Raw genomic sequence first — 23,054 nt, forward strand, 5'->3', positions numbered from 1 at the left:
TTTCTTAAATAAATGAGGTGTCTGCGAACCGTAAATTATAAAAAATGCTTTTTCAATCCCTCTTCAGAAAACAGGAAGCTGAGTCAGCTTCCTGTTTTTCGTGTTTGTTCTCCTATGTAATTATGGTAAAATACGGCTAAGACTATTTGAAAGGATGAGATCGATGAATCATACAGCGGACAATTGTATTTTTTGTAAAATCATTGACGGGCAAATCCCTTGCTCAAAAGTATACGAAGATGAACATGTACTTGCATTTTTAGATATTAGTCAAGTAACAAAAGGACATACTCTTGTTATTCCGAAAGTTCACAAACAAGACATTTTTGCGTTAACGCCAGAAATCGCATCACATATTTTTGCGGTCGTTCCAAAAATCGCAAATGCAATGAAAGCAGAATTTAATCCAGTTGGTTTCAACCTACTTAACAATAACGGCGAGAAAGCTGGACAAACTGTATTCCACTTCCACCTTCATTTAATTCCACGCTACGGTGAAAACGATGGTTTCGGTGCTGTTTGGAAATCACACCAAAATGAATACACAATGGAAAATTTACAAAACATCGCAAGTACAATTGCAAATAGTGTGAAATAGTGCCACTATAATAAGAAGTAATACATAACAAGCCGATTCCTCTGGCATTTATTGTATGGCTTCTTTCTTCACAAAAAATGCCGGGGGTATGATTTTTTGTGCATAGCATGTACAAGAGAGAAAAGCTCACTTTTCTTCCCCTTGTCTTAAAGATATGCACACTTTTATACATCATGAATACGAACGAAAAATAAGGAGGTTTCCTTTTATGTCAAAAGCTAAATCCTTTATTACAGGTGTACTTTGCGGCGGAGCAGTTGCTGGACTAGCCGTTCTTTTCTCAACTCCTTCTTCTGGTAAAGCTATGCGCGGTAAGCTGAAAGAAAAAGGAACTAATATTAAAAAAACATTAGCTGATATTACAGCTGATACGAAGTTATTAAAGCGTCAAATCGTTGAAACTGCTTCAGAAGGTAAAGAAGTATTCCAAGAACTAAAAGACGATATGCATGACACGCTTTCTAACTGGAAACAAGATATTTCTCAAAACAAACGACATATCGAAAAAGAAATTTTAGACATTCAAAAGTCAATTGAGAAACTACAAGAAGCCGTTCCAGAAAAAGCGTAAACATATTCCTGCTTAGTTTTTTGCATATAACAAATATTTTTCATACGAATTGACCTTAACACGGCATATCACATAGATATGCCGTGTTTTTATGCATTTACAATATATGTTATCCCTTAACATGTAAAGACAACACATGTATTCTCGACTCATAAAACGCTTCCATAGTTATGCATGATTTGTATAGAATGTTATTTTTCCGAAAAATTTTCACAATTCTCACAAAAAGACTTTATTAATTTTTATTTTACTGGCATAATAGATAATAATGAAAAAAGAATGTTAAAGTGGGTGAGTAAATGAAAAGTGGAGAAAAAAATTACTCGGTAAAAGAAGCGATGATTTTCAGCCAACGTATTGCTCAATTATCGAAAGCGTTATGGAAATGCGTAGAGAAAGATTGGCAACAATGGATTAAACCTTACGATTTAAACATTAACGAGCATCATATTTTATCAATCGCTTATCATTTAAAAGGGGCTTCTATTTCTGAGATTGCTAAGTTTGGAGTTATGCACGTATCAACGGCGTTTAACTTCTCTAAAAAGCTAGAAGAACGCGGCTATCTTGTATTCTCTAAAAAAGAAGATGATAAACGAAATACGTACATTGAAATTACAGACAAAGGGGAAGAATTACTACTTCGCTTAATGGAGGAGTATGACCCTGAAAATAATTCTGTTTTTAATGGTGCACTTGAACTTCGTAATTTTTACGGTAAGTTCCCAGAAAATATCGAACTTATTGCGATCCTTCGCAATATTTACGGACAGGACTTCATCGATATTTTTGAGAAATCATTAGAGAATATTGAGGAGAACTTTACGGAGACCGATCAAAAATTAGTTAAGAAATAATCTATTTATCCTTTCGCAATCATGCGTAAGAATTCATTCATAAGTGGCACAAATAAGCCCTGCTTTGCTAGCGCTTCCGCAGTTTCGTATACTTCGAGCTGATGTGGAAGCGCTTTTTCAAATTGATCTAATAGCGCATCAAACAATAGAAGGCCTTCTGCTTTCTCCACTACATATTGTTCGTTCAGCTTTTCACAAAGTTTTAGTATACGTTCAATGTCTTTTTTACGAGCTTTTTTCTTTATGATTAAAGAATAAAATGGACACTTTTCTTCATCAATCATTTTAAATAGTAGGTCTACGTAGTATTCAGCTTGTTCTAGTCTTCTTACAACGTCCATTTTCTCCCTCGCTTCCTAACACAAAGTCTTCTATTTCTGAATTTTGTAACACGAACAAAATATCGTATGATACAATATATAAAGTATATGTATTTTAGCCAAAAGGAGGTCTCGCCTCATGACTCTTATAACCGTTGTTTTTGTTGCATTCGCACTTCTTGTTATATTTTACACGAATTTCATGACACATACACTGTGTGAGCGAAAACAAATATCTGCGAGCCGCCAGCCCGGTGTCTTTCGAGTTATTAATGTATGTATTACCATTCTATTAATTTCTAGTTATGTAGAAATTATATTTCATGGAAAGTGAGGAAGGAAGCCCCTTCCTCATTTTTTTCCTCTATAAGCAAATTATACCTACTATGACTAATAAAATAAACAGTACAAGTAATAAAATAAGTTTTGAATTCATCCCCCATCCCCTCCTCTTTTCTGTATATGCGACATCCGCCCAATATGGTACCCTTTCAAAATCTGACACAAACTGGTTAAAATTTCTTTATCAATAGGAAAACCCGTCGAAATATGATATATTAAATTTTGTACATATTGCTTATACTATGAAATAAACGACACGCATCTAAACTTTATCCTAAAGCCTCGGTAAGCCCTGTTAAGCGTGCTTTTACATATAAAAAAAGCAAAGACATCAGTGAGACTTAATCAGGTTCTTATGAACGAAAATAACCTATCATAAGGCGTTTCTTCATTCGTATGGGATAAATTAAAAATACATAATAGTAGGAGTGTTTATTGAATGAAGAAAGCTATGCTTGCCTTAGCCGCAACAAGTGTAATCGCATTATCAGCATGTGGAACATCATCATCAGACAAAATTGTTACATCTAAAGCTGGTGACATCACTAAAGAAGAGTTCTACAATCAAATGAAGACACAAGCTGGTAAACAAGTACTAAATAACATGGTTATGGAAAAAGTACTTATTAAAAACTACAAAGTCGATGAAAAAGAAGTAGACAAAAAGTTCGATGAAATGAAAAAGCAAGTCGGTGACCAATTCGATACACTAATGAAACAACAAGGCCTTAAAGAAGAAACAGTTAAAAATGGCGTTCGCGCTTCATTAGCTCAAGAACAAGCGATTGAAAAAGCAATTACTGATAAAGACTTAAAAGCAAAATTTGAGGACTATAAGCAAGAAATTAAAGCAAGCCATATTCTTGTAAAAGATGAAGAGACTGCTAAAAAAGTGAAAGAAGAACTTGCACAAGGTAAATCTTTCGAAGAGTTAGCGAAAAAGTACTCTGAAGATCCAGGTTCAAAAGAAAAAGGTGGCGACTTAGGATTCTTCGGACCAGATAAAATGGTAAAAGAATTCGATGAAGCTGCTCGTAAGCTGAAAAAAGATGAAGTAAGTGAACCAGTAAAAACACAGCATGGTTACCATATCATTAAAGTAACTGAGACTCATGCTGACGCAACTTTCGATAAAGCAAAAGCTGACATCAAAAAAGAAGCAGTTCAAGAAAAAACACAAGATGCTCAATTTATGAACGATCTTATGATGAAAGAAATCAAAAAAGCTGACGTAAAAGTTGACGACAAAGATTTGAAAGATCTTTTCGAAGAACCAAAAGCTGACGCTAAAAAAGACGCAAAGAAATAATGAAGTGAAAAAAGCTTGGGTAGCCCCAAGCTTTTTTATTTTGTAGTAGTTTTTTACCGATAAATCGATATACTCCCCCATCTTACTCCATTCAACACAAAAAAACCTTGATTTCGTACAGCACGAAACCAAGGTTTATCTTATTATCATTGATTAAATTAAAAAACTATGTTAAATTAGTACAGAAACGCATTCGCTAAAAATAAAAGAATGTATTTATCCGTATCTTAATTGTACACCAAAACACATCTTCAGTCAACCTCTATTTTTCACTTTTAAAGGAGTGCTTACGTATGAACAAAAAACTTGATCAAGAGCAAAAACGATTGGATAACGTAATAGAAACGATTACGGAGCAAATTGATAAACTGGAAAGCGAAACTGGCAGACGCCGGGCAGAAGTAATCAACATTCGTAAACACTTTTGGGATGATGTAAAAGTTAATACTGATACTTTTGACGATTATCTTGAAACAGTTATCAACTTAAGACAACAAGCTCAGTCACTAGCCGTAACACAAATTACCCATAAGCACACCTTTAATCGACTTGCCGCACTACGCCGTATGCATAAAGCACCTTACTTCGGACGAATTGATTTCAAAGAAGAAGGAGAAATTGGTGCAGAACAAATTTATATCGGCGTTGCTACACTTACCGATGCAAGCGGAGAAAACTTTCTTATATACGATTGGCGCGCACCAATTTCAAGTGTTTACTACGATTATCCACCAGGACCGGCTGAATACAGCACACCAGGAGGCGTAATCTGCGGTAATGTGGAGAAGAAATTACAATATATAATTCAGAATGGCGAGATTGATTCCATGTTCGATACGAGCCTCACAATTGGCGATGAAATTCTGCAACAAGCGCTCGGAAAAGGAACAAACAAACATATGCAAAGTATCGTTGCTACTATTCAGCGCGAGCAAAATGAAATTATCCGTCACGATGAAGGGCGACTACTTATCGTTCAAGGAGCTGCTGGTAGCGGTAAAACGTCAGCTGCCCTGCAGCGAATCGCCTACTTACTATATAAATATCGCGAATGGCTAAAAGCAGATCAAATCATTCTCTTCTCCCCTAACTCCATGTTCAACAGCTACGTATCTAACGTACTGCCAGAACTCGGTGAAGAGAATATGCAGCAAGTTACATTCCAAGAATATTTAAACCATAGACTAAGTAAGTCATTTGACGTTGAGGATCCTTACGAGCAATTAGAATATATGCTAACTGAAACGAATAGCGCAAATTATAAAACTCGAAATGCGAGCATTCGATTTAAAGCATCTACTCAATTTTTCGAGATGATTAGATCATACAGACAATCTCTTGAATCTTCAGGCATGCTATTTAGAGGAATGAAATTTAGAGGAAAACTGATTGCCTCTGCTAAAGAAATTACAGAGCAATTTTATAATACTGATTCCTCCCTCCGCTTCCATAATCGAATTGAGAAGTTAACGGATTGGCTAAACAAACAAATAGACACAATTGAAAAAACAGAACTGAAAAAGCCTTGGGTAGAAGAAGAAATTGAACTACTTAGTAAAGATGAATATCAAAAAGCTTATAAATACTTACAGAAAAAATGCGAGTTTGATGACAACTCCTTTAATGATTATGAAAAAGAAACGAAAGTACTCGGTCGTATGATTGTCCGTAAAAAATTAAAACCGTTACGTAAAGGCGTTCAAACACTACGTTTTATCAATTTTACAGGCATATATAAACAACTCTTCACAGATGCATCATGGGTTACTGGAGAAAAGCCTAAAGAATGGGACGAAATTTGCTCATTAACTGTGAACATGCTTGATGAAGGAAAGCTACATTACGAGGATGCGACTCCATTTTTACTTTTAAAAGAATTAATTGAAGGCTTCCAAACGAACAGATCAATTAAACACGTACTCGTAGATGAAGCACAAGATTATTCTCCGTTTCAGTTCGAGTTTTTAAAACGTCTCTTCCCTGCCGCAAAAATGACAGTACTCGGAGACTTTAACCAAGCGATATTTGCCCATGCGAGTGAAACAGTTAATTTCAATACACTTACTAGCTTATACGGACCAGATGAAACAAACGGCATCAACTTAACTCGTAGCTATCGATCAACAAAACCGATTATTGAATTTACACGGGACCTCGTACCTGAAGGAAAGAACATTAATGCATTTGAACGTGACGGTGAAAAGCCTACAGTAACTAAAGTTTCGGATTACAGTGAGCTGCATGAGCGTATCACTTCCAAAGTTGCTGAACTACAAAAACAACAGCACAATACGATCGCAATTATATGTAAATCCGCGGCTGAAAGTGCCGCTGCATACGAGGCACTCAGTCATATCGAGAATATTAAACTTGTGAAAAGTAACTCAGCCGAGTATGAGCAAGGCATCGTCGTTATCCCTGCTTATTTAGCGAAGGGTATCGAATTTGATGCTGTCATTATTTACGATGCTTCTAAAGATGTGTACAGTGATGAAAGCCTACGTAGATTGTTCTACACTGCTTGTACACGCGCAATGCATGAATTGCAGCTTTATAGCGTTGGTGAGGTTAGTCCTTTTGTAACAGGGGCTGCTTCGGAGAGTTTTAAATGTATAACGAAAACACCTTGATTTTTATCAAGGTGTTTTTTTCATTCTAAACGACATATCTTTACGTCGATATACACTTAGCACGATCCCCATTATAAATGCATGAAACAGAGTTGGTATTAATCCATAACTAATAAAAGGTAATGATATAGCAACACGTGGTAATATCCCGAGGATCATGCCAACGTTACAAATGAAATGGACTACAAAAAGGGTTACTCCACCAACGAGTAGCAATTTACCATAACCATCATTTGTTTTATACGATATGGTCATTATTCTTACTGCAAAAAGAGAAAGAATCAAGACAAGAACAAGCGCAAGCACATATCCATAGTAGTAAGTCAAACTCGCGAATACAAAATCAGTATGCGCAGCAGGGATAGACTTTATATTTCCATATGTACCAAACCAACCTGCCGACGACATTACCTCTTTTAAACGTAAATCCCATAGATCATGCTCCGGGTTTAAAAATCCTAAAATTCTAGCTATCCGATATTCTTTTACGGCAGACCAGGAAAGTAAATCCCTAATAATAAAGAAACAAATTGGTAACATTGTAATGAGCCATGCCGTTTTCTTTCCTAACTTACTCCACCAAAGCATAACAAATACCATCGTAATATAAATGAAAATTGGTAAAAGAATTGATGTCGTTAAAAATAGATATAAAGAAAATACGTACAGCATGAAAAGATGTATAAATTTTAATCTACTGTTATTAAAAAATGAAGCCCAGGCTAGAAAAAAGAATGGTATCGTCATTAAACAGTCAATTTTGATGGGACCAGTTTTTATGAGCGCTTCCCCATTCACGTAACCACTTGGAAAACATTTTAACGTTAACAGAATAAGTACTCCGATTGTATAAAACAGCCATCCAAGCCTCTCTAACTTTCGATAATCAAGTAGCATTATCCCAACAGCTGTTGCAATGCCGAGAATAACAAAAATTACTTTGTTCATTAATAAATCGTTCGTATGCCCAAGAGCTATTATTGGCAAAAACCCTAACCCCATAGCAGCCACTAATAAAATAAGTAAGAACCAATCCACCTTCGGCTTATGTAGTTTGTTAAGCTCCCGCCCTAATTTAATCGGACTTCCCATTTGTTCCACCGCTTTATTTTCAGCAACTTCCTCACTTAACCCTTTTTCTATCCATGTGCTCTTCGCCTGTTTTAAGTGAAAATCTAGTTCAGTTGCTACAAAGCTCTTTGCTTCTTTTGATTTAATATGATTCGTAACTTCGCTTACAAAACGCTCCCCTTTTTTATTCAATTTCGCCTCACTCCTGTACTAAGCCTTTTAATATAAATTGTACCTTCGTAGCATTTTTCTCTGCCTTTCGCAGCATCTTTCTTCCCTTATCATTTAATTGATAATATTTAGCTCCTGCATGATCCCAACTTGATTGGATTAAACGATTCTGTTCTAGCCGATGTAATACGGTATATAAAAACCCTTCATTTCCTTCGAATTTTCGAATCCCTCTCCCTCGTAGTAGCTGTGACAATTCGTATCCTGTTTTTTCATTACTGAGGAGTTGTAAAATGGCTAACGAGATGTCCTCTTCCTTTTCGTGTGATGCATTGATTTTTTCGCGCACCCGCTTTCGGTGTTGATCAGAAAAACTCAAATGTTTAAACGTTGTATTCTCCATTGATTTTCGCAGGCCTTTTAATCGATCTTCCATTTGATTATTCCTCCAATCCTTTCTTCAAAAGCTCCTTCGCTTTTTTCAGTCTCGTTTTTATTGTGTTTTCTTTCACTTCTATTACAATAGCAATCTCTTTAATTGATAGTTCTTCATAATAAAATAGATAAATGACTTCTCGATATTTTATCGGTAAATTCATTACTGCAGAAGCCAGTTCACGGTCCTTCGCATTTTGAATAACAGTTTGTTCGACACTATCATTTTGAACCCCAATATAAGCAGCTTCATCCTCTGTCACGATCACCTTTTTGTTATACCAACTTTTTATATAGTCCTTACAATGATTAATGGCAATTCTCCACAACCACGTTTTCACATTCGAATTCCCTTTGTATGTATGAAGAGATTTATAACATTTCACAAATATATCCTGCGTTAAATCCTCAGCGACCTCTTTATTATTCACATATGAATACACAAGCTGTAAGACTTCTTGTCCATACTTGTTCATTATTTCATCGATAAGGAGTTCCTTATCTTCTATTTCAAACGCTTCTACCGTTAATTCATCCACATCATTTCCTCCTTCCCATATATTAGACGACGCACTGTATGGAAAAGTTTTATAAATTCATAAAAAAAACGGTTGGAAATGTCCATACCGTTTGGTTCATCCTCTACTATTTAATTTTTTCTAAAACAAAACTTTTAATATTCCCCGCACTTTTTATAGCTTGCGATACGTCTGTTTTATTAAGTTCTTCAAAATAAGGATATCTGACTTCAATCGCATAACTATTTAACTCTGCACAATCATCTATTAAATCATTGAACTCCATATTAAATTCAGCACATTCCTTTGCTAACAGCAATGAATTATGCGTTTTAGGCGGATGAGTTCCTTTAAACGTTAAATACCCCTTTAGATATTTCTCAGCACACTGTTGACAATGATAACAGATAATTGCAAAAGGAATAGGCATTAAAGACAATAAATGATTAGAAGCTCTAAGATCTGAATCTGCAATTTCAAACCATAAATTTGCCTCACTGAAATTTTTCATACAATACCTTACCTTCTTCAGCAATCTTGTATTCCATTGTTACAGGATTACCAGAACGCTCATTAAATTCTTCAGAACCGTAAACAAGTAAATCGACTGGTGTTTTCATTACATCGAATATACTTAAATTCAATTTCTTTAAGGCTTCTCTTTTCCTCTTACCAATACCATCAACCACTACACACAAATCAAAATCACTATCCTCATTAGGCATACCGTAAGCATGAGACCCAAATAAAATAATTTTATTAACATCAGAAAGAGAGGAAGTCATTTTATCTACTAATTGATTTAACTCTTTTTGAACATTAGTATTCATTCCATTCACCTCTTTAAATTAATCCTGCTCAATAAATCCTAACTGTAGAAGCAAATTAATAAATTGATTCATTTCAACTCCAATACACTACTACAATTGTTAAGTTATTCAAACGGTATAATAATACTTATTATACCTTTCGTATTCATATCCTGTTAAGCAACAAAAATCTACACTCAGTTAATTTCAGTACACTCTATACAAATATAATAAAACAAAAAAACGCACGAGGGCTCTCCCTCACGCGGTTTATTTTTATGCTAACGCTGCTGCTTGCTCTTGTTGATCTACAGGAATTACAGCGTCTGTTAATGCTTTTTCTAATTCAGCTGTGTATTTCATTTCGACGCTATCATCATTTATGGCGCCAATAAAGACAGATTATGCAACAGTTTCATAACAGTATGAATAAATAAACAACTAAAAACACCTATTACGAGTATAAAAAATTGGCTCACTACATAATACCTATGTTTTCAGTGATACTCTATTACCACCGAACTAATTTATATAATTTTAACTACATGATAGCAAGTTAATTTTCAAATATCTTCTTGCGCATAACCCTAAATTTATTATCCATTTGTATCAGGCTTATAAATAAAAGATATCCTATCGATGCACCGAGCATATTTATAGCAATCCGCCACACATCAAAAACATCAGATAAAGTTAGTAAATGTAATAACTCCCAAACAAGAAAGGTCATAACATACCACTTACAAGCTTTCTTATAGTTCGTCACTTTATTAATCAACACTGGAACGAAAAATCCAAATGGAACTAACAATATTATATGTTGTAAAACGATTAACCAATAAGTTGAGTTCCCCCACAAACCCGGATGCGCAATAAAATCTTTAATTTGCCAAAGTGTTATTCCAAAAAGTTGTAATAACGTTTCTAAATCAGATATATGTAAAAATTGCTGCCAAAATTCAAGAGGATGATAGACAGTTCCACCTGTCAAACTACGAATAGAGTCAAATGTAGAAGTTGAAATAAATGTTCCCAAAAAGACAATAAAACAAATCATTATATAAGGAATACATAAAATTTTTGATAATATCTTTAATGGTCTAGGAACTTCGTATACCGATTGATTAATCCCTAAACCAATAACTTTTGATTCGCCAAAAGTTTGAATCGCTTTATACACCGCTTCTTTTTCATTCATACCTTGTTCCATATATTCTTCTTTCAAGCTGTTCAAGTGATCATATATTTCTAGAAATAGCTCATCCTGTTCAATATTACTAAGTTCTGAATAAGCTAAAATGGACTTAATATACTCATCAAATTCACTCATAAATAACTCCTTTCTGACAAGTTTGAATTAATGATGTTACACGCTCCCAAGAGTTCACTTTCTTCTGCAATTCTTTTTTCCCTTTACTTGTAATAGTATAAAATTTCCTTTTCATCCCATTCTCAGATTGATTCCAATAAGATTCAAGAAATTCCTTTTTTTCTAATCGCTTTAAAGCTGGATACAAAGTTCCCTGCCCCATACTATACAAATCTTCACTTGCATCCTTTAAACTTTGGGCTATTTCATATCCATATGTATCACGTTTTGCAATGATAGAAAGTAATAAAATATCTATACTTCCCTTCAAGATTTCTTTGTCCAACAATACCACCTCCTTACCTACATCGTATAACAACATATGTCGTTATGCAGCATAGTTAGAAAAATAAACCATAAAGAAAACCACCTAAAGGCTCCCCTTCAGGTGGTTTTCTATTTTACGCTAACGCAGCCGCCTGCTCTTGTTGATCTACAGGAATTACAGCATCTCTTAACGCTTTTTCTAGTTCTGCTGTGTATTTCATTTGCTCTTCTTTGCTCCAGCCTAGTTTCGCAGCCATGTAGTTGATTACTGCTTCTTTCCACTCGTATACCCAGTGGATGTTGAAGAATACAGCACCTCTGCGGCGTACGAAGAAGTCAACTGGTTTCGCTGTCATTTCGTAATCCATTGCGTATACAAGCGGGATTAGAACGTCTAGCGGCATGTTGTATTCTTTCGCTTCGTCTTTATGTTTTTTCGCTAAGTCAAACAGTACGTCAACGTTAGAGCCGTAGAATTTCGCGAATTTTTCCGCTTGTGCTGTCGTTAAACCATACTTCGTACCTTCGCCTGCTTTTTTCGCAACAAATGCCGGGAATCCGTGTGAACCACTTACATGACCACCAGAGATTGGCATATGTTTCGTATCGCTCTTCTTATATGCGCTATGGCCTTCTTTTTGTAATAGATTCGTTACGTAGTCTACTACCATTTCAGCCATTTTGCGGTATCCTGTTAATTTACCGCCCGCGATTGTAATTAAACCAGATTCAGAAGTCCAAATTTCATCTTTACGAGAAATTTCAGATGCATTCTTACCTTCTTCATAAATTAGCGGACGTACACCAGCCCAGCTTGATTCCACATCTTTTTCTGTAATTTTCACGCTTGGGAACATGTAATTAATCGCATTAATGATATATGTGCGATCTTCTGTTGTCATGTGCGGTACAGCTGCGTCTTTATCATAGAACGTATCTGTTGTACCTACGTACGTTTTTCCTTCGCGAGGAATCGCGAACACCATACGTTTATCTGGTGTATCAAAGTAAATTGCTTGCCCTAATGGGAAACGTTTTTGGTCAATTACTAAATGCACACCTTTTGATAACTGAAGTACTTTCCCTTTTTTAGAGTTATCTTTTTCACGAAGTGTATCTACCCAAGGACCAGCTGCGTTTACAATTTTCTTACCGTAAACTTCATACACTTCTCCGTCTAGTAAATCGATTACACGTACACCGCATACTTTTCCATCTTTATATAAGAAACTGTCTACTTTTGCGTAGTTAACAGCTTTCGCACCATGTTCAATCGCTTCTTTCATTACTTCAATTGTAAGACGCGCATCGTCTGTACGATATTCTACGTAGTAACCGCCGCCTTTTAATCCTTCTTGTTTTACAAGAGGCTCTTTATTTAGCGTTTCTTCACGGTTAAACATCTTTCTGCGCTCGCTTCGTTTTACACCTGCTAAGAAGTCGTATACACGAAGACCAATTGATGTACTGAATGACCCGAACGTGCCGCCTGTATGGAACGGAAGTAACATCCACTCCGGTGTTGTTACATGGGGACCGTTCTCATATACGATCGCACGCTCTTTCCCCACCTCTGCTACCATTTTCACTTCAAGTTGTTTTAAATAACGTAAACCGCCGTGTACAAGTTTCGTTGAACGACTTGATGTACCTGCTGCAAAGTCCTGCATTTCAAACACAATTGTTGATAAACCGCGTGTTGCCCCATCTAATGCAATACCAGAACCAGTAATACCTCCACCAATTACGATCACATCTAACTCTTGTTTATTTACTCCGTTTAATACGTCTTTACGTTGTTTACTTGAAAATTTCATGGTAATTCCTCCCTTTGATAACGAAAAAAGAGACCACAAGCTCCGCTATAGATTTCGCCTCTATAGCGTGTTGTGGTCTCTCCAAATCTCCTACCGAATTATTAACTTGTCATCATTATAACACTGTTTATGATTATTTGAAAGCTTTAGTTGCTTCAATTGCTTTTTTCCATCCAGCATATAGCTCTTCGCTTGTTTCCGCTTCCATCGTTGGTTCAAAGCGTTTGTCCATATGCCACTGTGCTTTAATTTCATCTTGGTTTTTCCAGTATCCAACCGCAAGACCAGCTAAGTATGCTGCACCTAAAGCTGTCGTTTCATTGATCACTGGACGCTCTACAGGAACATCTAAAATATCACTTTGGAACTTCATTAAGAAGTTATTCTTAACTGCCCCGCCATCAACGCGTAATGTATTTAGTTCAATACCTGAATCTGCTTCCATTGCGCATAGTACATCTTTCGTTTGGTATGCTAAAGATTCTAGCGTTGCACGAATGAAATGCTCTTTCGTCGTACCGCGTGTTACACCAAACATAGCGCCGCGTACTTCACTATCCCAATACGGTGTACCTAGTCCTACGAATGCCGGTACTATGTATACACCTTCAGTTGATTCAACACGGCTAGCGTACACTTCGCTCTCGCTCGCATCTTTAAACATACGCAGTCCGTCACGTAACCACTGAATTGCAGAACCAGCTACGAAAATACTTCCTTCTAATGCGTAATTCACTTTACCATCTAAACCCCATGCAATTGTTGTTAATAGGCCATGCTCAGAAGCTACTGCTTTTTCGCCTGTGTTCATTAACATAAAGCAACCAGTTCCGTAAGTGTTCTTCGCCATACCTTCACCGAAACAAGCTTGTCCAAATAATGCTGCTTGCTGGTCACCAGCTACACCTGCGATCGGTACATTTTGACCGAAGAAGTGATAATCAATTGTTTCTCCATATATTTCAGATGATTGACGTACTTCTGGAAGCATGTTCTTTGGTACTGTTAACATGTCTAGAAGCTCATCATCCCACTGTAAGTCGTGAATGTTAAACATTAATGTGCGTGATGCATTTGAGTAATCTGTTATGTGCGCTTTACCGCCAGACAATTTCCATACAAGCCATGTATCAATTGTTCCGAATAATAACTCGCCGTTTTCTGCTTTTTCTCTTGCACCTTCAACGTTATCTAAAATCCATTTTACTTTCGTACCAGAGAAGTATGCATCAATTAAAAGACCTGTTTTTTCGCGAACCATCTCGCTATAACCTTTTTCTTTTAACTCATCACAAATTTCAACTGTTTGACGAGACTGCCATACGATTGCGTTATAAATTGGTTTTCCAGTCGTTTTATCCCATACAACCGCTGTTTCACGTTGGTTCGTAATACCGATACCAGCGATTTGTTCTGGCTTCACATCTGCTTCGCTTAAGCAAGTTGCGATAACTGCTAAAATAGATCCCCAAATTTCTTGTGCATTATGCTCAACCCAGCCTGGCTTTGGAAAATGTTGTGTAAACTCTTTTTGAGCTGAATGAACGATTTTTCCTTCTTTATTGAAAAGAATTGCGCGTGAGCTTGTTGTTCCTTGGTCTAATGAAAGAATATATTTTTTCATATCAGTTTCCCCCTATGCTACTTTTCTACTATTTGTAGTAGCTTCACTTTTTTTACTTGTCATATAAGAGATTGCTAGTACAATCACAGTTGTAATAATCACATAAATAAGTGCTGAATTTTGTTTTCCTTCAAATACAACTTGATGGAATAATCCTGCAAGTGATCCACCTAGAATTGGACCAACTACTGGGATCCATGCATACTTCCAGTTTGAACCGCCCTTTCCTGCAATCGGAAGGAAGAAGTGTGCAATACGCGGACCTAAATCACGAGCTGGGTTGATTGCGTATCCTGTTGTTCCACCTAATGATAAACCAATACTTACAATTAAGAAACCTACGATAAATGGATTTAAACCATCTGCAAATTTATTTGCTCCAATTGCTAATATACCAAATACTAAAACGAATGTTCCAATCATTTCACTTAAAAGGTTTGTAAATGTGTTCGGAATTGCTGGACCTGTTGCAAATACACCTAACTTTGTTCCTGGATCTTCTGTTTCTTTCCAGTGTGGTAAGTAATGTAAATATACAAGAACTGCCCCGATAATTGCCCCAATCATTTGTGCTGCGATATACATAGGTACATCACTCCATGGGAACGCTCCCTTAAACGCAAGTCCTATCGTTAAAGCCGGATTCAAATGTGCCCCACTAATTGATCCAACTGCATACGCTGCCATAGCAACCGCTAGACCCCAACCCATTGTAATTACAATCCAACCAGAATCTTTCGCAAACGATTTCTTTAAACTTACACCAGCGCAAACACCGCCACCAAGTAAGATTAACAACGCAGTCCCTATTAATTCCCCTAAAAATGCTGACATAAAATCCCTCCACAATCAATTTAAATGCTTTCGAAAAGTGATAGAGGTAAAATGAATGGCCATTCGTTTTTTTCAAAAGAAAAAGATCCACAGCTTACATGCTTCTATATAATATATATAGAAACAATAAAATGTGGATCTCTTCTTTTCTCCGTCACGTTTATTAACTTGTCTATAATGTTAACCCTTAATGAAAGCGGTGTCAACAGAATTTTTTCACATTTTCGTCACTTTTTTTGGTAATGTTTCCATAGTTCTTTTTTCGATGTCGTAATTGCTGTCGCACCCGCATTTAACGCTCTTTCAACGTCTTCTACCGTTCGAATAAAACCACCTGCTAAAATTGGTACACCTGTACGCTCTTTCACCTCAGCAATGACACCCGTTAACGCACCAGGAAGCACCTCTATATAATCCGGCTTCGTCTTTTCTAGCAAATTACAGCTCTTTTCCATTGCGCTAGAATCAATTAAAAAGATGCGTTGAATGGAGACGACACCTTTTTGCTTCGCCTTCATAATTACGCTCGCCTTTGTCGATAATAACCCGTACGGTTTATATTCTTGGCATAAAAACTCCGTCGCATGCCCATCACTTTGTAATCCATGGATCAAATCCACATGTAAAAATACTTTTTTATTATGCTGCTTCGCGAGCGACACAACACTCTTCAATTGACCGACATGAATATCTAAAATAACAATATACTCATACGAACTATGTAATAGCTTCTCCAAATCTTTAATTTGCCTCACTGCCGGCAAAATCTTTTGCTCATGAAATTCCATTCTAACCGTCCCCTTCCTATCTATCCTTTATAGTACACAATTTGGGTGAAAAGAACAGCTAGTGTAGGGGATTTCTTACAAATCTTTCTCTTATCTATATATTTTCTTCAACTTATCAGAAACCGTACCACCTATAATCATTAATAGGAGCGGTAAAAAATTCATTACATATGGTGCATCTGCGACAATTGTAATGCTTGCTCCTGCAAACTTATTTAACGCCCATACAACGATTTTTGTAATAAATAAAAATACGCCCATCATAAATAGACTATCGAAAAACACCTTCCATTTCGGATACGCTAATTGCTTACTATCCTCAATTACTTTTTGCGTCAACTCTTCATCACTCCTCAATAACTCATCAATTGTAATACCGAACAGATCACTTAAATGAATAATAATTTCAATGCTCGGATAGTTCTTTCCCGTCTCCCATTTCGAAACAGACTGCCTACTTACATGAATTTTTTCAGCCCAATCATTTTGCGACCAATTTCTTTTTTCCCTTTCTTCTTTTAAACGTTCACTAAAAATCATACTGTGTTTATCACCTCTCTATGTCTAGTATGGTCAAATAAATGATGAAGAGTAAAGCTAGTTATCGTTGCATAGGTTGTGCAACTTGTGCGTTACATCTAAAAATGACGCTATGTATCATGTCGATTTCATATGCTTTTCTTCTATAATAATTTCCCGAACAATAAAAAGAAGAGAAACAAAATCCTTTTCTCTTCTTCAAACTTTTTCTATTAAAGCAATACCGAATCTTTATCACTATCCTGATTCCGCTTCTCTCGCTCTTCTTCTAAACGCTTCATATATACTTCGCCTTCTTTTTCGATAAAATCATTATCCATCTCTTGCTCTTTTTTCGAAGTATATAAAACCATGTAGCCACTCAATACGATCCCAATGATTACAAGATAAATCCACCATGGTAAAGTTTCCACTTTCGTTCATCCCTTTCCTTAGACAAGCCTTATTAGTTTCACTTTATGAGGAAAGAAGTGGATTTATGCTTAAATTTTATTGTGGATTCTTCGCGAAGAACGCTTGTACATATTCCATAAACTCGATTGGTTCCTGGCGAAACGGTGCGTGGTATCCTTTTTCAATGATATGGAACGTACTATTTGCAAATAGCTCATGATACAGTTCACCATTTTTCCAAGAAACACTCTTATCGTGTCGTCCCCATATAATTAAAGTCGGTACCTTAATTTTATCTGCTTCCATCGCAATGCGGCGCTCTCTCATTTTCGTAAGCTGATCATAATGCTCTTTATCATCGCGACTATTTTTCACTTCATTTTTATTATAATCCGTAATCTCTGTTACAGTTTGTAAGTCTGTCGATAGTGGCGGCACTTCATAACTTTCTTTTTGCTGGAAAGACTCTATTCCTGTAGAATCCGCTAAAACGAGATGCGTTACTGCATCCGGATATAAATATGCTAAATTTAGAGACATCTCTCCGCCCATCGAATGACCAAGTACTGCGAATTGATCGTATCCGAGTTTCTTCATTAACTTATAATATAAATTCACTTGCGTGGGAAACGAATACTGAAAATCAATTGGTTTAGAAGAATGCCCAAACCCTAAAATATCAACCGCAATAATCGTATGATCCTTTACAAGTTCCGGATAAATATCATTAAACCCATCTGAAGAACCACCGAACCCGTGAAGCATAAGTAAAGGCGGTTTCCCCTCACCAATTTGCTTAAAATAAATCGTCTGCCCATCAATCTGCGCCATACTCTCTTTCGTATTCATCCTCATCATCACAGTATCTTTCACTTCTCCAACCTTCGCAATCGGCTTATCAACGAAGTTACATACGATTAACAAAACGAGCACAATACCGCTAATAAAATAAAATTTAAACCGTTTCAAAATTCCCGTCTCCTTTCTCATGTTGCTATTTAAAGTTTTTACATTATTTGGTTGTTTTATGTTCTTTTTTGATTGTAACCACTTTAGTTACAATCAAATTAAAAAAATATAACTCATTTCTATTAATGATGGTTATTTTGTAACTATTATAGTTACATATGAAAAGTAAGTCAATTCTTTTCTCTACGTGGCCTAAAAATAAAGAAAGGGACTCCATTTTGAAGTCCCTTTCTTTATTTGTATTATAGTTGGCTTACTCCGCCACCGTCGCCTCTATTATCTGCTGGTGCTCCGCCATCTCCTATATTAATGTAGTCTGGTCTTGCTGGTGCTCCTCCCGTGTCACCTATATTAACGTAGTCTGGTCTTGCTGGTGCTCCGCCTGTTTCTCCTATATTTAATGCTTGATTTGTAAATGAACTATTAGCTCCAATTGATAACGCACCTACTAATGCAATCCCCAACATTCCAAAGTGAATCTTTTTCATTATTTTAGCGCCCCTTTTTTTAATAATTTTTTTTGAGCTTTATGACTCATGTAAAAATAATGACTTGCTTTATCGTGATTCTCTTCTTTATAAAACCTTAAGGCTAACATTTCAGCGTATTCCTGTATACACTCCCATAGCTCTTCTTTTTCAAAATAAGAAATACCTTCTAAAACTACTTGCTCTAAGCTTAATGTAGGTGATTTGTCATTTACACTTTTCAAAATCATAAAACGATATTGAAACTCTTCCTTATTTAACTCTTTACAAATATCCAAACCTTTTTCAATCAAATCTGCCACCAATTGATATTGTCCTAATTTATAACATTCACGAGCTTCAACAAATAGCGCTTTAAAGAATTTCGGCTGTTTTTTTGTAACTTCGGATGCATGACGAACTGCAAGTTCCGATAAATCTTGACTGGCATACAAAAAGGCTAAATTATGACGCACCATTAAAATATATTTTTCATAATTTACCTTTTGGAAAATATCCATAGCAGCATTAAAGCTTTCTTCCGCGAGTTCGTAATTTTTCAAATCAATACAACACAGACCAAAAGCATTTTCACATAGCGCTATATTTATTTCGCAACCTATATGTTTTTTGAACTCCTCTTTTGCTTTTCTCAAATAATCAATTGCATTAACTTGTTGATACGTCTGATAGTAAAAATTACCCATACGATAATCAAACTCAGCATTCTCTAAAGAGTGCGAAACGTATTTCAGTAGTATATTTGCCTTTTCATAACTTTCCTTCGCATCATTATATTTAGACATTGAAGTACAATATATCCCTTTAAAAAAATGATAATAATATGCTAAAAATCCTTCAGTTGGAACTTCAAAAGATTCTATTCTCTCAAAACTATTTTCTTTTATATTTAACCAATCCGTCAGCATTTTATATCTAAAATCTAATAACGTAAAATACAAAGATAATTCCTGATCCACTTCCAAACCACTAATCTTACTATCAATTTCTTCTTTCATTTCCGTTGCTTTCTCTATGTTTTGCTGCAACATTACACGATACCAATTATCTAAAGAATGTTTCATTTGCTCCTTCGTTACTACATCTGTTCCCATACCTTCGCATCCCCTTTTCTCCAAATTCAAAAAATTAGAATTTTTATACAATTATCCGAATTGTATATTATCACCTCTTTTATATGTATTGAAAAATAATTGTCAGAAAATTTATAATTTAAATGAATTATACCAAATATTTCTATTTAAAAAACTTGAGAAACATTTTTCAGAAAATTTTATAGCCCAAATAAAAAAGCAAGCAATTCCAGCGATTCGCTAAAACTACTTCCTCTCCTACTTATTATCTCTACTTTTACTCTTTAATAAATTCCTTAGTACTTCTCACTGTATCAATCGGACGAACTAATTTTTCAATTTCTTCACGTTTTAGCTCTAGGAACGGAGGTAACGATAATATTTCTCCAAGTGTTTCGTATGGCTCATCTCCCATAAAACCAGGACCATCTGTTGCAAATTCAAATAAAATTTGTGGTGCAACTCTTGCGTATAATGACTCGAAGAAGTGACGATTTACATAGCCAGATGATGGAAGGCCAACGCTACCGATTCTCTCAATCCACTCTTCTAATACAGCGCGATCTTCTACGCGGAATGCAGCATGGTGCACTGTACCAAAACCTTGTTGTGCTTCTGGAAGAACTGTATTATGTTCTACAATGACTGAGGCACCATTTCCACCTTCGTTTACTTCAAACAAGTAGAATTCTCCTTCTTGAGCAATCTCTTTAAATAATAGAACTTTTTCTAGTACTTCTTTGAAATAACTGAAATTCGCGATACGGATAAATACAGGTCCTAAGCCAGTAATTGCATATTCTAATGGAACTGGCCCGTCTTGCCAAGGTGTACCTGATTCCACCCCTTTATCAAATTCATCTGAGATTAATTGATAGTGTTGATCATCAAAATCAGCGAAAGAAAGAGTTTTCTTACCAAATTGCTCTTTAATTCCTGTATGTTCTACTTCAAGACGGTCAAAACGTTTCACCCAATACTCTAGTGCTGCGTCAGTCGGAACGCGGAATGAAGTTTTTGAAATTTCATTTGTACCGTGTACTCCTTTTGGAACACCTGGGAAGTCAAAGAATGTCATATCTGTTCCTGCACTACCTTTATCATCTGCAAAGAATAAATGATACGTTTGAATATCATCTTGGTTTACTGTTTTTTTAACTAAACGCATTCCTAAAACGTGAGTGAAAAATTCATAGTTCTTTTCTGCACTACTTGTAATTGCTGTAACGTGGTGAATTCCTTTTAATTGGTTCATTTTATATTCCTCCAATGGTTTTAATTTATATTTAACTGTTTTATTTTTGCTCGCTGGTCAACAAAGCGCGTATTTATAAAAGTAATCAGTTCATTTTACCAGTCAAGTGATAGTTAAAAAAATAATTCACTGTGTAAAACGATTCGTTCGAAAGTAATAATTCCTTTCGTTACTATCACTTTACAACTCAAGTGATTAAAAAGCAAGTAAATTATCTTGAATTCGAGATATTTTTTAATATCTCAGTATTAGTTTAAAATGCTATATGTTTTGTGGCGTAATTATTTTCATATCTACTGGTAATAAAACCTTTTCACTCGCCAAAATAAATAGCCTACAATCAATGAACTAATCATAGGCTATTAAAATTCTTTAATAGTCAAATATCCTTACAATAAATTGTAATTTTAGCGAATAATTAATATTAGTAATTCTCTGTTTCATTAAATGATTTATTTTATATATTCCAAAAATCACTATTTATATCACTGTTATATTTATAATCAACCTTTTCTTTACCACATTTTTCGCACTTATAAATATTAGCTGTCCCAATCTGCCCTGTTTTAAAATTTTCACTATCCTGAGTTTTAATAAATTTATAATTGTGTATACATCTAGGTTCTCTTACTTTATCCATCCATTTTCCTAGCATAAAGTAATCACTCTCCTTAAAAGAATATTCCTAATACAACTCTATATTTAGAATACTCTACAAAAGATTTCCAATCAACGAACACGTTCTCTTGCCTCCCTTGCATCACATGATATGCAAAAGGGTTGTTTTGTTTAAGATCCGTTTTTTTATTGACAACAGATCCTCATCCATTAGCTTTACACGAGCTAATGGAATATAAATTTGCCGTATGATTTACATCTTTTTCTCTCATTATTTCTTTCCTCATCAAGGAATAAATAATGGTTTTTAAAGCTATTTGCAGTGTCTTCCCTTATCAGGGCAATAAAAGATGGTGTGAAAACTTAATTTCACACCATCTTTTTAAACAATTTTATTGTCATGCCACACTTAATGAGGCCATTCTATTCACAATCTTAATTATGGAACGTCGGTTTATAGAACGAACGATTATCAAGTGCAAAGACACGCTCAGTGTATTCGCCTGGTTTTGTGCGTCCTAATGCGCGGTCCATCATGTTCATTTTTGCATCTAAGTTATCGATGTAGTGCAGAATTTCTGCTTCTTTCACTAATGGTGGTTTTGGGCTACCCCATTCTGCTTTTCCGTGATGGGAAAGGACGATGTGCTGAAGGATTAATACTTCCTCTGCATCGATTTGTAGTTCGTCTGCTGCTTTACCAATTTCGTTCACCATGATAGAAATATGGCCTAGTAAATTTCCTTCTAACGTATACGTTGTAGAAATTGGGCCAGATAGTTCGAATACTTTACCAAGATCGTGTAAAATAACGCCCGCATATAGTAAGTCTTTATCTAACGATGGGTACAGAGCCGAGATAGCTTTCGCTAAATCTAACATTGATACAACATGGTAAGCTAGTCCAGATACGAACTCGTGATGGTTCTTTGTCGCTGCTGGATATTCTAAAAATTCGTTTTGATGCTTATTTAACAAATGTCTTGTTAGACGCTGTATGTTCGGGTTTCTCATTTCAAATATGTATTGCGTAATTTTCTCAACCATATCTTCTTTTTTTATTGGAGCTTTTTCTACAAAGTCCGAGATGTCTGTTACTTCATTTTCATTCGCAACACGAATTTGTTTCACACGTAATTGAATACGTCCTTTATAGTTTAGAATATCTCCAGCTACTTTAACGATTGTTTCCGCTACATATTGTTTCTCAACTTCTGGTGATACATCCCATAGTTTCGCTTCAATATCTCCACTTGGGTCTTGTAAGATTACTGTTAAAAACGGCTTACCATTGCTTGCGAGACCTTTTGTCGCTGTTTTAATTAACAAGAAAACATCGACTTGTTCACCAACTTCATATTCTACAATTTTCTTTTTCATTCGAATTC

Annotated in this window: 26 protein-coding genes; 6 read left to right on the forward strand and 20 right to left on the reverse strand. The window is 35.6% G+C overall.

The features are described from left to right. The first annotated feature begins 163 nt into the window (after positions 1–163). From CQ058_RS07430 to CQ058_RS07440, 3 genes are all read left to right on the forward strand, one after another. Positions 164–598 (forward strand): HIT family protein, encoded by a 435-nt coding sequence (locus CQ058_RS07430; protein WP_001016832.1) that lies wholly within the window; start codon positions 164–166, stop codon positions 596–598. 208 nt (positions 599–806) lie between these two features. Next, positions 807–1,169 (forward strand): YtxH domain-containing protein, encoded by a 363-nt coding sequence (locus CQ058_RS07435; protein WP_002188631.1) that lies wholly within the window; start codon positions 807–809, stop codon positions 1,167–1,169. Positions 1,170–1,468: 299 nt separating this feature from the next. Further along, positions 1,469–2,026: an HTH-type transcriptional regulator Hpr gene (locus CQ058_RS07440; RefSeq protein WP_002011118.1), complete on the forward strand. Its 558-nt coding sequence runs from the start codon at positions 1,469–1,471 to the stop codon at positions 2,024–2,026. 5 nt (positions 2,027–2,031) lie between these two features. On the opposite strand, the gene CQ058_RS07445 is transcribed toward CQ058_RS07440, so the two are convergent. Further along, entirely contained in the window at positions 2,032–2,367 is a 336-nt protein-coding gene (locus tag CQ058_RS07445; protein WP_002140722.1) for a DUF1878 family protein, read from the reverse strand. 118 nt (positions 2,368–2,485) lie between these two features. Between CQ058_RS07445 and CQ058_RS07450 the strand changes: the two genes are divergently transcribed. The 3 genes from CQ058_RS07450 to helD all read left to right on the forward strand — a co-directional run bounded on the left by CQ058_RS07450 (position 2,486) and on the right by helD (position 6,627). Next, a complete protein-coding gene (locus tag CQ058_RS07450; protein ID WP_000172693.1) occupies positions 2,486–2,680 on the forward strand; it encodes a hypothetical protein in 195 nt (64 codons plus the stop codon). Positions 2,681–3,127: 447 nt separating this feature from the next. Beyond that, positions 3,128–3,997 (forward strand): peptidylprolyl isomerase PrsA, encoded by an 870-nt coding sequence (prsA, locus tag CQ058_RS07455; protein ID WP_002087171.1) that lies wholly within the window; start codon positions 3,128–3,130, stop codon positions 3,995–3,997. Between the two features lie 293 nt (positions 3,998–4,290). Continuing rightward, positions 4,291–6,627, forward strand: a complete 2,337-nt coding sequence (gene helD / locus CQ058_RS07460; protein ID WP_105589540.1) for an RNA polymerase recycling motor HelD — start codon at positions 4,291–4,293, stop codon at positions 6,625–6,627. Positions 6,628–6,633: 6 nt separating this feature from the next. Here the strand turns inward: helD and CQ058_RS07465 are convergent, their stop codons facing one another. The 19 genes from CQ058_RS07465 to yhaM form a co-directional block, all read right to left on the reverse strand. Then, on the reverse strand, positions 6,634–7,890 hold the full coding sequence (locus CQ058_RS07465; protein WP_105589541.1) for an FtsW/RodA/SpoVE family cell cycle protein: 1,257 nt from the start codon (positions 7,888–7,890) through the stop codon (positions 6,634–6,636). 7 nt (positions 7,891–7,897) lie between these two features. Continuing rightward, on the reverse strand, positions 7,898–8,305 hold the full coding sequence (locus tag CQ058_RS07470; protein WP_105589542.1) for a PadR family transcriptional regulator: 408 nt from the start codon (positions 8,303–8,305) through the stop codon (positions 7,898–7,900). A 4-nt stretch (positions 8,306–8,309) separates the two neighbouring features. Further along, positions 8,310–8,843, reverse strand: coding sequence for a sigma-70 family RNA polymerase sigma factor (locus tag CQ058_RS07475; protein ID WP_105589543.1), 534 nt, complete (start codon positions 8,841–8,843; stop codon positions 8,310–8,312). A 106-nt stretch (positions 8,844–8,949) separates the two neighbouring features. Next, positions 8,950–9,333: a HEPN domain-containing protein gene (locus CQ058_RS07480; protein WP_105589544.1), complete on the reverse strand. Its 384-nt coding sequence runs from the start codon at positions 9,331–9,333 to the stop codon at positions 8,950–8,952. Further along, the gene (locus CQ058_RS07485; protein WP_002087180.1) at positions 9,317–9,652 is read right to left on the reverse strand and encodes a nucleotidyltransferase domain-containing protein; all 336 of its coding nucleotides are present in this window, start codon (positions 9,650–9,652) and stop codon (positions 9,317–9,319) included. The genes CQ058_RS07480 and CQ058_RS07485 overlap by 17 nt, the downstream gene beginning before the upstream one ends. A gap of 535 nt (positions 9,653–10,187) precedes the next feature. Beyond that, the gene (locus tag CQ058_RS07490) at positions 10,188–10,961 is read right to left on the reverse strand and encodes a VanZ family protein (RefSeq protein WP_105589545.1); all 774 of its coding nucleotides are present in this window, start codon (positions 10,959–10,961) and stop codon (positions 10,188–10,190) included. After that, complete coding sequence (locus CQ058_RS07495) at positions 10,954–11,286, reverse strand: PadR family transcriptional regulator (protein WP_061674045.1); 333 nt, start codon at positions 11,284–11,286, stop codon at positions 10,954–10,956. Before CQ058_RS07495 ends, CQ058_RS07490 begins: the two co-directional genes overlap by 8 nt. Before the next feature lie 115 nt (positions 11,287–11,401). Next, positions 11,402–13,084: an aerobic glycerol-3-phosphate dehydrogenase gene (gene glpD, locus CQ058_RS07500; protein ID WP_002030199.1), complete on the reverse strand. Its 1,683-nt coding sequence runs from the start codon at positions 13,082–13,084 to the stop codon at positions 11,402–11,404. 133 nt (positions 13,085–13,217) lie between these two features. Beyond that, positions 13,218–14,708, reverse strand: a complete 1,491-nt coding sequence (glpK, locus tag CQ058_RS07505; RefSeq protein ID WP_105589546.1) for a glycerol kinase GlpK — start codon at positions 14,706–14,708, stop codon at positions 13,218–13,220. A gap of 12 nt (positions 14,709–14,720) precedes the next feature. Beyond that, complete coding sequence (gene glpF, locus CQ058_RS07510; protein ID WP_002134791.1) at positions 14,721–15,542, reverse strand: glycerol uptake facilitator protein GlpF; 822 nt, start codon at positions 15,540–15,542, stop codon at positions 14,721–14,723. Between the two features lie 227 nt (positions 15,543–15,769). Further along, on the reverse strand, positions 15,770–16,330 hold the full coding sequence (gene glpP, locus CQ058_RS07515) for a glycerol uptake operon antiterminator GlpP (RefSeq protein WP_000394293.1): 561 nt from the start codon (positions 16,328–16,330) through the stop codon (positions 15,770–15,772). Positions 16,331–16,420: 90 nt separating this feature from the next. Further along, positions 16,421–16,870, reverse strand: a complete 450-nt coding sequence (locus CQ058_RS07520) for a helix-turn-helix domain-containing protein (protein WP_105589547.1) — start codon at positions 16,868–16,870, stop codon at positions 16,421–16,423. Positions 16,871–17,082: 212 nt separating this feature from the next. Next, positions 17,083–17,283, reverse strand: coding sequence for a sporulation YhaL family protein (locus tag CQ058_RS07525; RefSeq protein ID WP_002087191.1), 201 nt, complete (start codon positions 17,281–17,283; stop codon positions 17,083–17,085). A 76-nt stretch (positions 17,284–17,359) separates the two neighbouring features. Beyond that, on the reverse strand, positions 17,360–18,232 hold the full coding sequence (locus tag CQ058_RS07530; RefSeq protein WP_142396331.1) for an alpha/beta fold hydrolase: 873 nt from the start codon (positions 18,230–18,232) through the stop codon (positions 17,360–17,362). A 242-nt stretch (positions 18,233–18,474) separates the two neighbouring features. Further along, on the reverse strand, positions 18,475–18,720 hold the full coding sequence (locus CQ058_RS07535; RefSeq protein ID WP_002188609.1) for a Phr family secreted Rap phosphatase inhibitor: 246 nt from the start codon (positions 18,718–18,720) through the stop codon (positions 18,475–18,477). Beyond that, positions 18,720–19,814 (reverse strand): response regulator aspartate phosphatase, encoded by a 1,095-nt coding sequence (locus tag CQ058_RS07540; protein WP_002087201.1) that lies wholly within the window; start codon positions 19,812–19,814, stop codon positions 18,720–18,722. The genes CQ058_RS07535 and CQ058_RS07540 overlap by 1 nt, the downstream gene beginning before the upstream one ends. 256 nt (positions 19,815–20,070) lie before the next feature. Further along, complete coding sequence (locus CQ058_RS07545) at positions 20,071–21,048, reverse strand: ring-cleaving dioxygenase (RefSeq protein ID WP_105589548.1); 978 nt, start codon at positions 21,046–21,048, stop codon at positions 20,071–20,073. A 457-nt stretch (positions 21,049–21,505) separates the two neighbouring features. After that, positions 21,506–21,703 (reverse strand): hypothetical protein, encoded by a 198-nt coding sequence (locus tag CQ058_RS07550; protein ID WP_002150116.1) that lies wholly within the window; start codon positions 21,701–21,703, stop codon positions 21,506–21,508. A 398-nt stretch (positions 21,704–22,101) separates the two neighbouring features. Next, on the reverse strand, positions 22,102–23,046 hold the full coding sequence (yhaM, locus tag CQ058_RS07555; RefSeq protein ID WP_002011096.1) for a 3'-5' exoribonuclease YhaM: 945 nt from the start codon (positions 23,044–23,046) through the stop codon (positions 22,102–22,104). Positions 23,047–23,054 lie beyond the last annotated feature (8 nt).

It is taken from the genome of Bacillus sp. MYb56 (genome assembly GCF_002976445.1).
GTDB lineage: Bacteria > Bacillota > Bacilli > Bacillales > Bacillaceae_G > Bacillus_A > Bacillus_A mycoides.

Bases quoted from the DNA above. Each gene is read 5' to 3' on its own strand.
- CQ058_RS07445 (WP_002140722.1), bottom strand. From the start codon at position 2,367: ATGGACGTTGTAAGAAGACTAGAACAAGCTGAATACTACGTAGACCTA.
- CQ058_RS07430 (WP_001016832.1), top strand. From the start codon at position 164: ATGAATCATACAGCGGACAATTGTATTTTTTGTAAAATCATTGACGGG.
- yhaM (WP_002011096.1), bottom strand. From the start codon at position 23,046: ATGAAAAAGAAAATTGTAGAATATGAAGTTGGTGAACAAGTCGATGTT.
- prsA (WP_002087171.1), top strand. From the start codon at position 3,128: ATGAAGAAAGCTATGCTTGCCTTAGCCGCAACAAGTGTAATCGCATTA.
- glpP (WP_000394293.1), bottom strand. From the start codon at position 16,330: ATGGAATTTCATGAGCAAAAGATTTTGCCGGCAGTGAGGCAAATTAAA.
- CQ058_RS07480 (WP_105589544.1), bottom strand. From the start codon at position 9,333: ATGAAAAATTTCAGTGAGGCAAATTTATGGTTTGAAATTGCAGATTCA.
- CQ058_RS07490 (WP_105589545.1), bottom strand. From the start codon at position 10,961: ATGAGTGAATTTGATGAGTATATTAAGTCCATTTTAGCTTATTCAGAA.
- CQ058_RS07540 (WP_002087201.1), bottom strand. From the start codon at position 19,814: ATGGGAACAGATGTAGTAACGAAGGAGCAAATGAAACATTCTTTAGAT.
- CQ058_RS07450 (WP_000172693.1), top strand. From the start codon at position 2,486: ATGACTCTTATAACCGTTGTTTTTGTTGCATTCGCACTTCTTGTTATA.
- CQ058_RS07535 (WP_002188609.1), bottom strand. From the start codon at position 18,720: ATGAAAAAGATTCACTTTGGAATGTTGGGGATTGCATTAGTAGGTGCG.
- CQ058_RS07545 (WP_105589548.1), bottom strand. From the start codon at position 21,048: ATGAACCAATTAAAAGGAATTCACCACGTTACAGCAATTACAAGTAGT.
- CQ058_RS07520 (WP_105589547.1), bottom strand. From the start codon at position 16,870: ATGATTTTTAGTGAACGTTTAAAAGAAGAAAGGGAAAAAAGAAATTGG.
- CQ058_RS07485 (WP_002087180.1), bottom strand. From the start codon at position 9,652: ATGAATACTAATGTTCAAAAAGAGTTAAATCAATTAGTAGATAAAATG.
- CQ058_RS07550 (WP_002150116.1), bottom strand. From the start codon at position 21,703: ATGCTAGGAAAATGGATGGATAAAGTAAGAGAACCTAGATGTATACAC.
- glpF (WP_002134791.1), bottom strand. From the start codon at position 15,542: ATGTCAGCATTTTTAGGGGAATTAATAGGGACTGCGTTGTTAATCTTA.
- CQ058_RS07435 (WP_002188631.1), top strand. From the start codon at position 807: ATGTCAAAAGCTAAATCCTTTATTACAGGTGTACTTTGCGGCGGAGCA.
- CQ058_RS07440 (WP_002011118.1), top strand. From the start codon at position 1,469: ATGAAAAGTGGAGAAAAAAATTACTCGGTAAAAGAAGCGATGATTTTC.
- glpD (WP_002030199.1), bottom strand. From the start codon at position 13,084: ATGAAATTTTCAAGTAAACAACGTAAAGACGTATTAAACGGAGTAAAT.
- helD (WP_105589540.1), top strand. From the start codon at position 4,291: ATGAACAAAAAACTTGATCAAGAGCAAAAACGATTGGATAACGTAATA.
- glpK (WP_105589546.1), bottom strand. From the start codon at position 14,708: ATGAAAAAATATATTCTTTCATTAGACCAAGGAACAACAAGCTCACGC.
- CQ058_RS07470 (WP_105589542.1), bottom strand. From the start codon at position 8,305: ATGGAAGATCGATTAAAAGGCCTGCGAAAATCAATGGAGAATACAACG.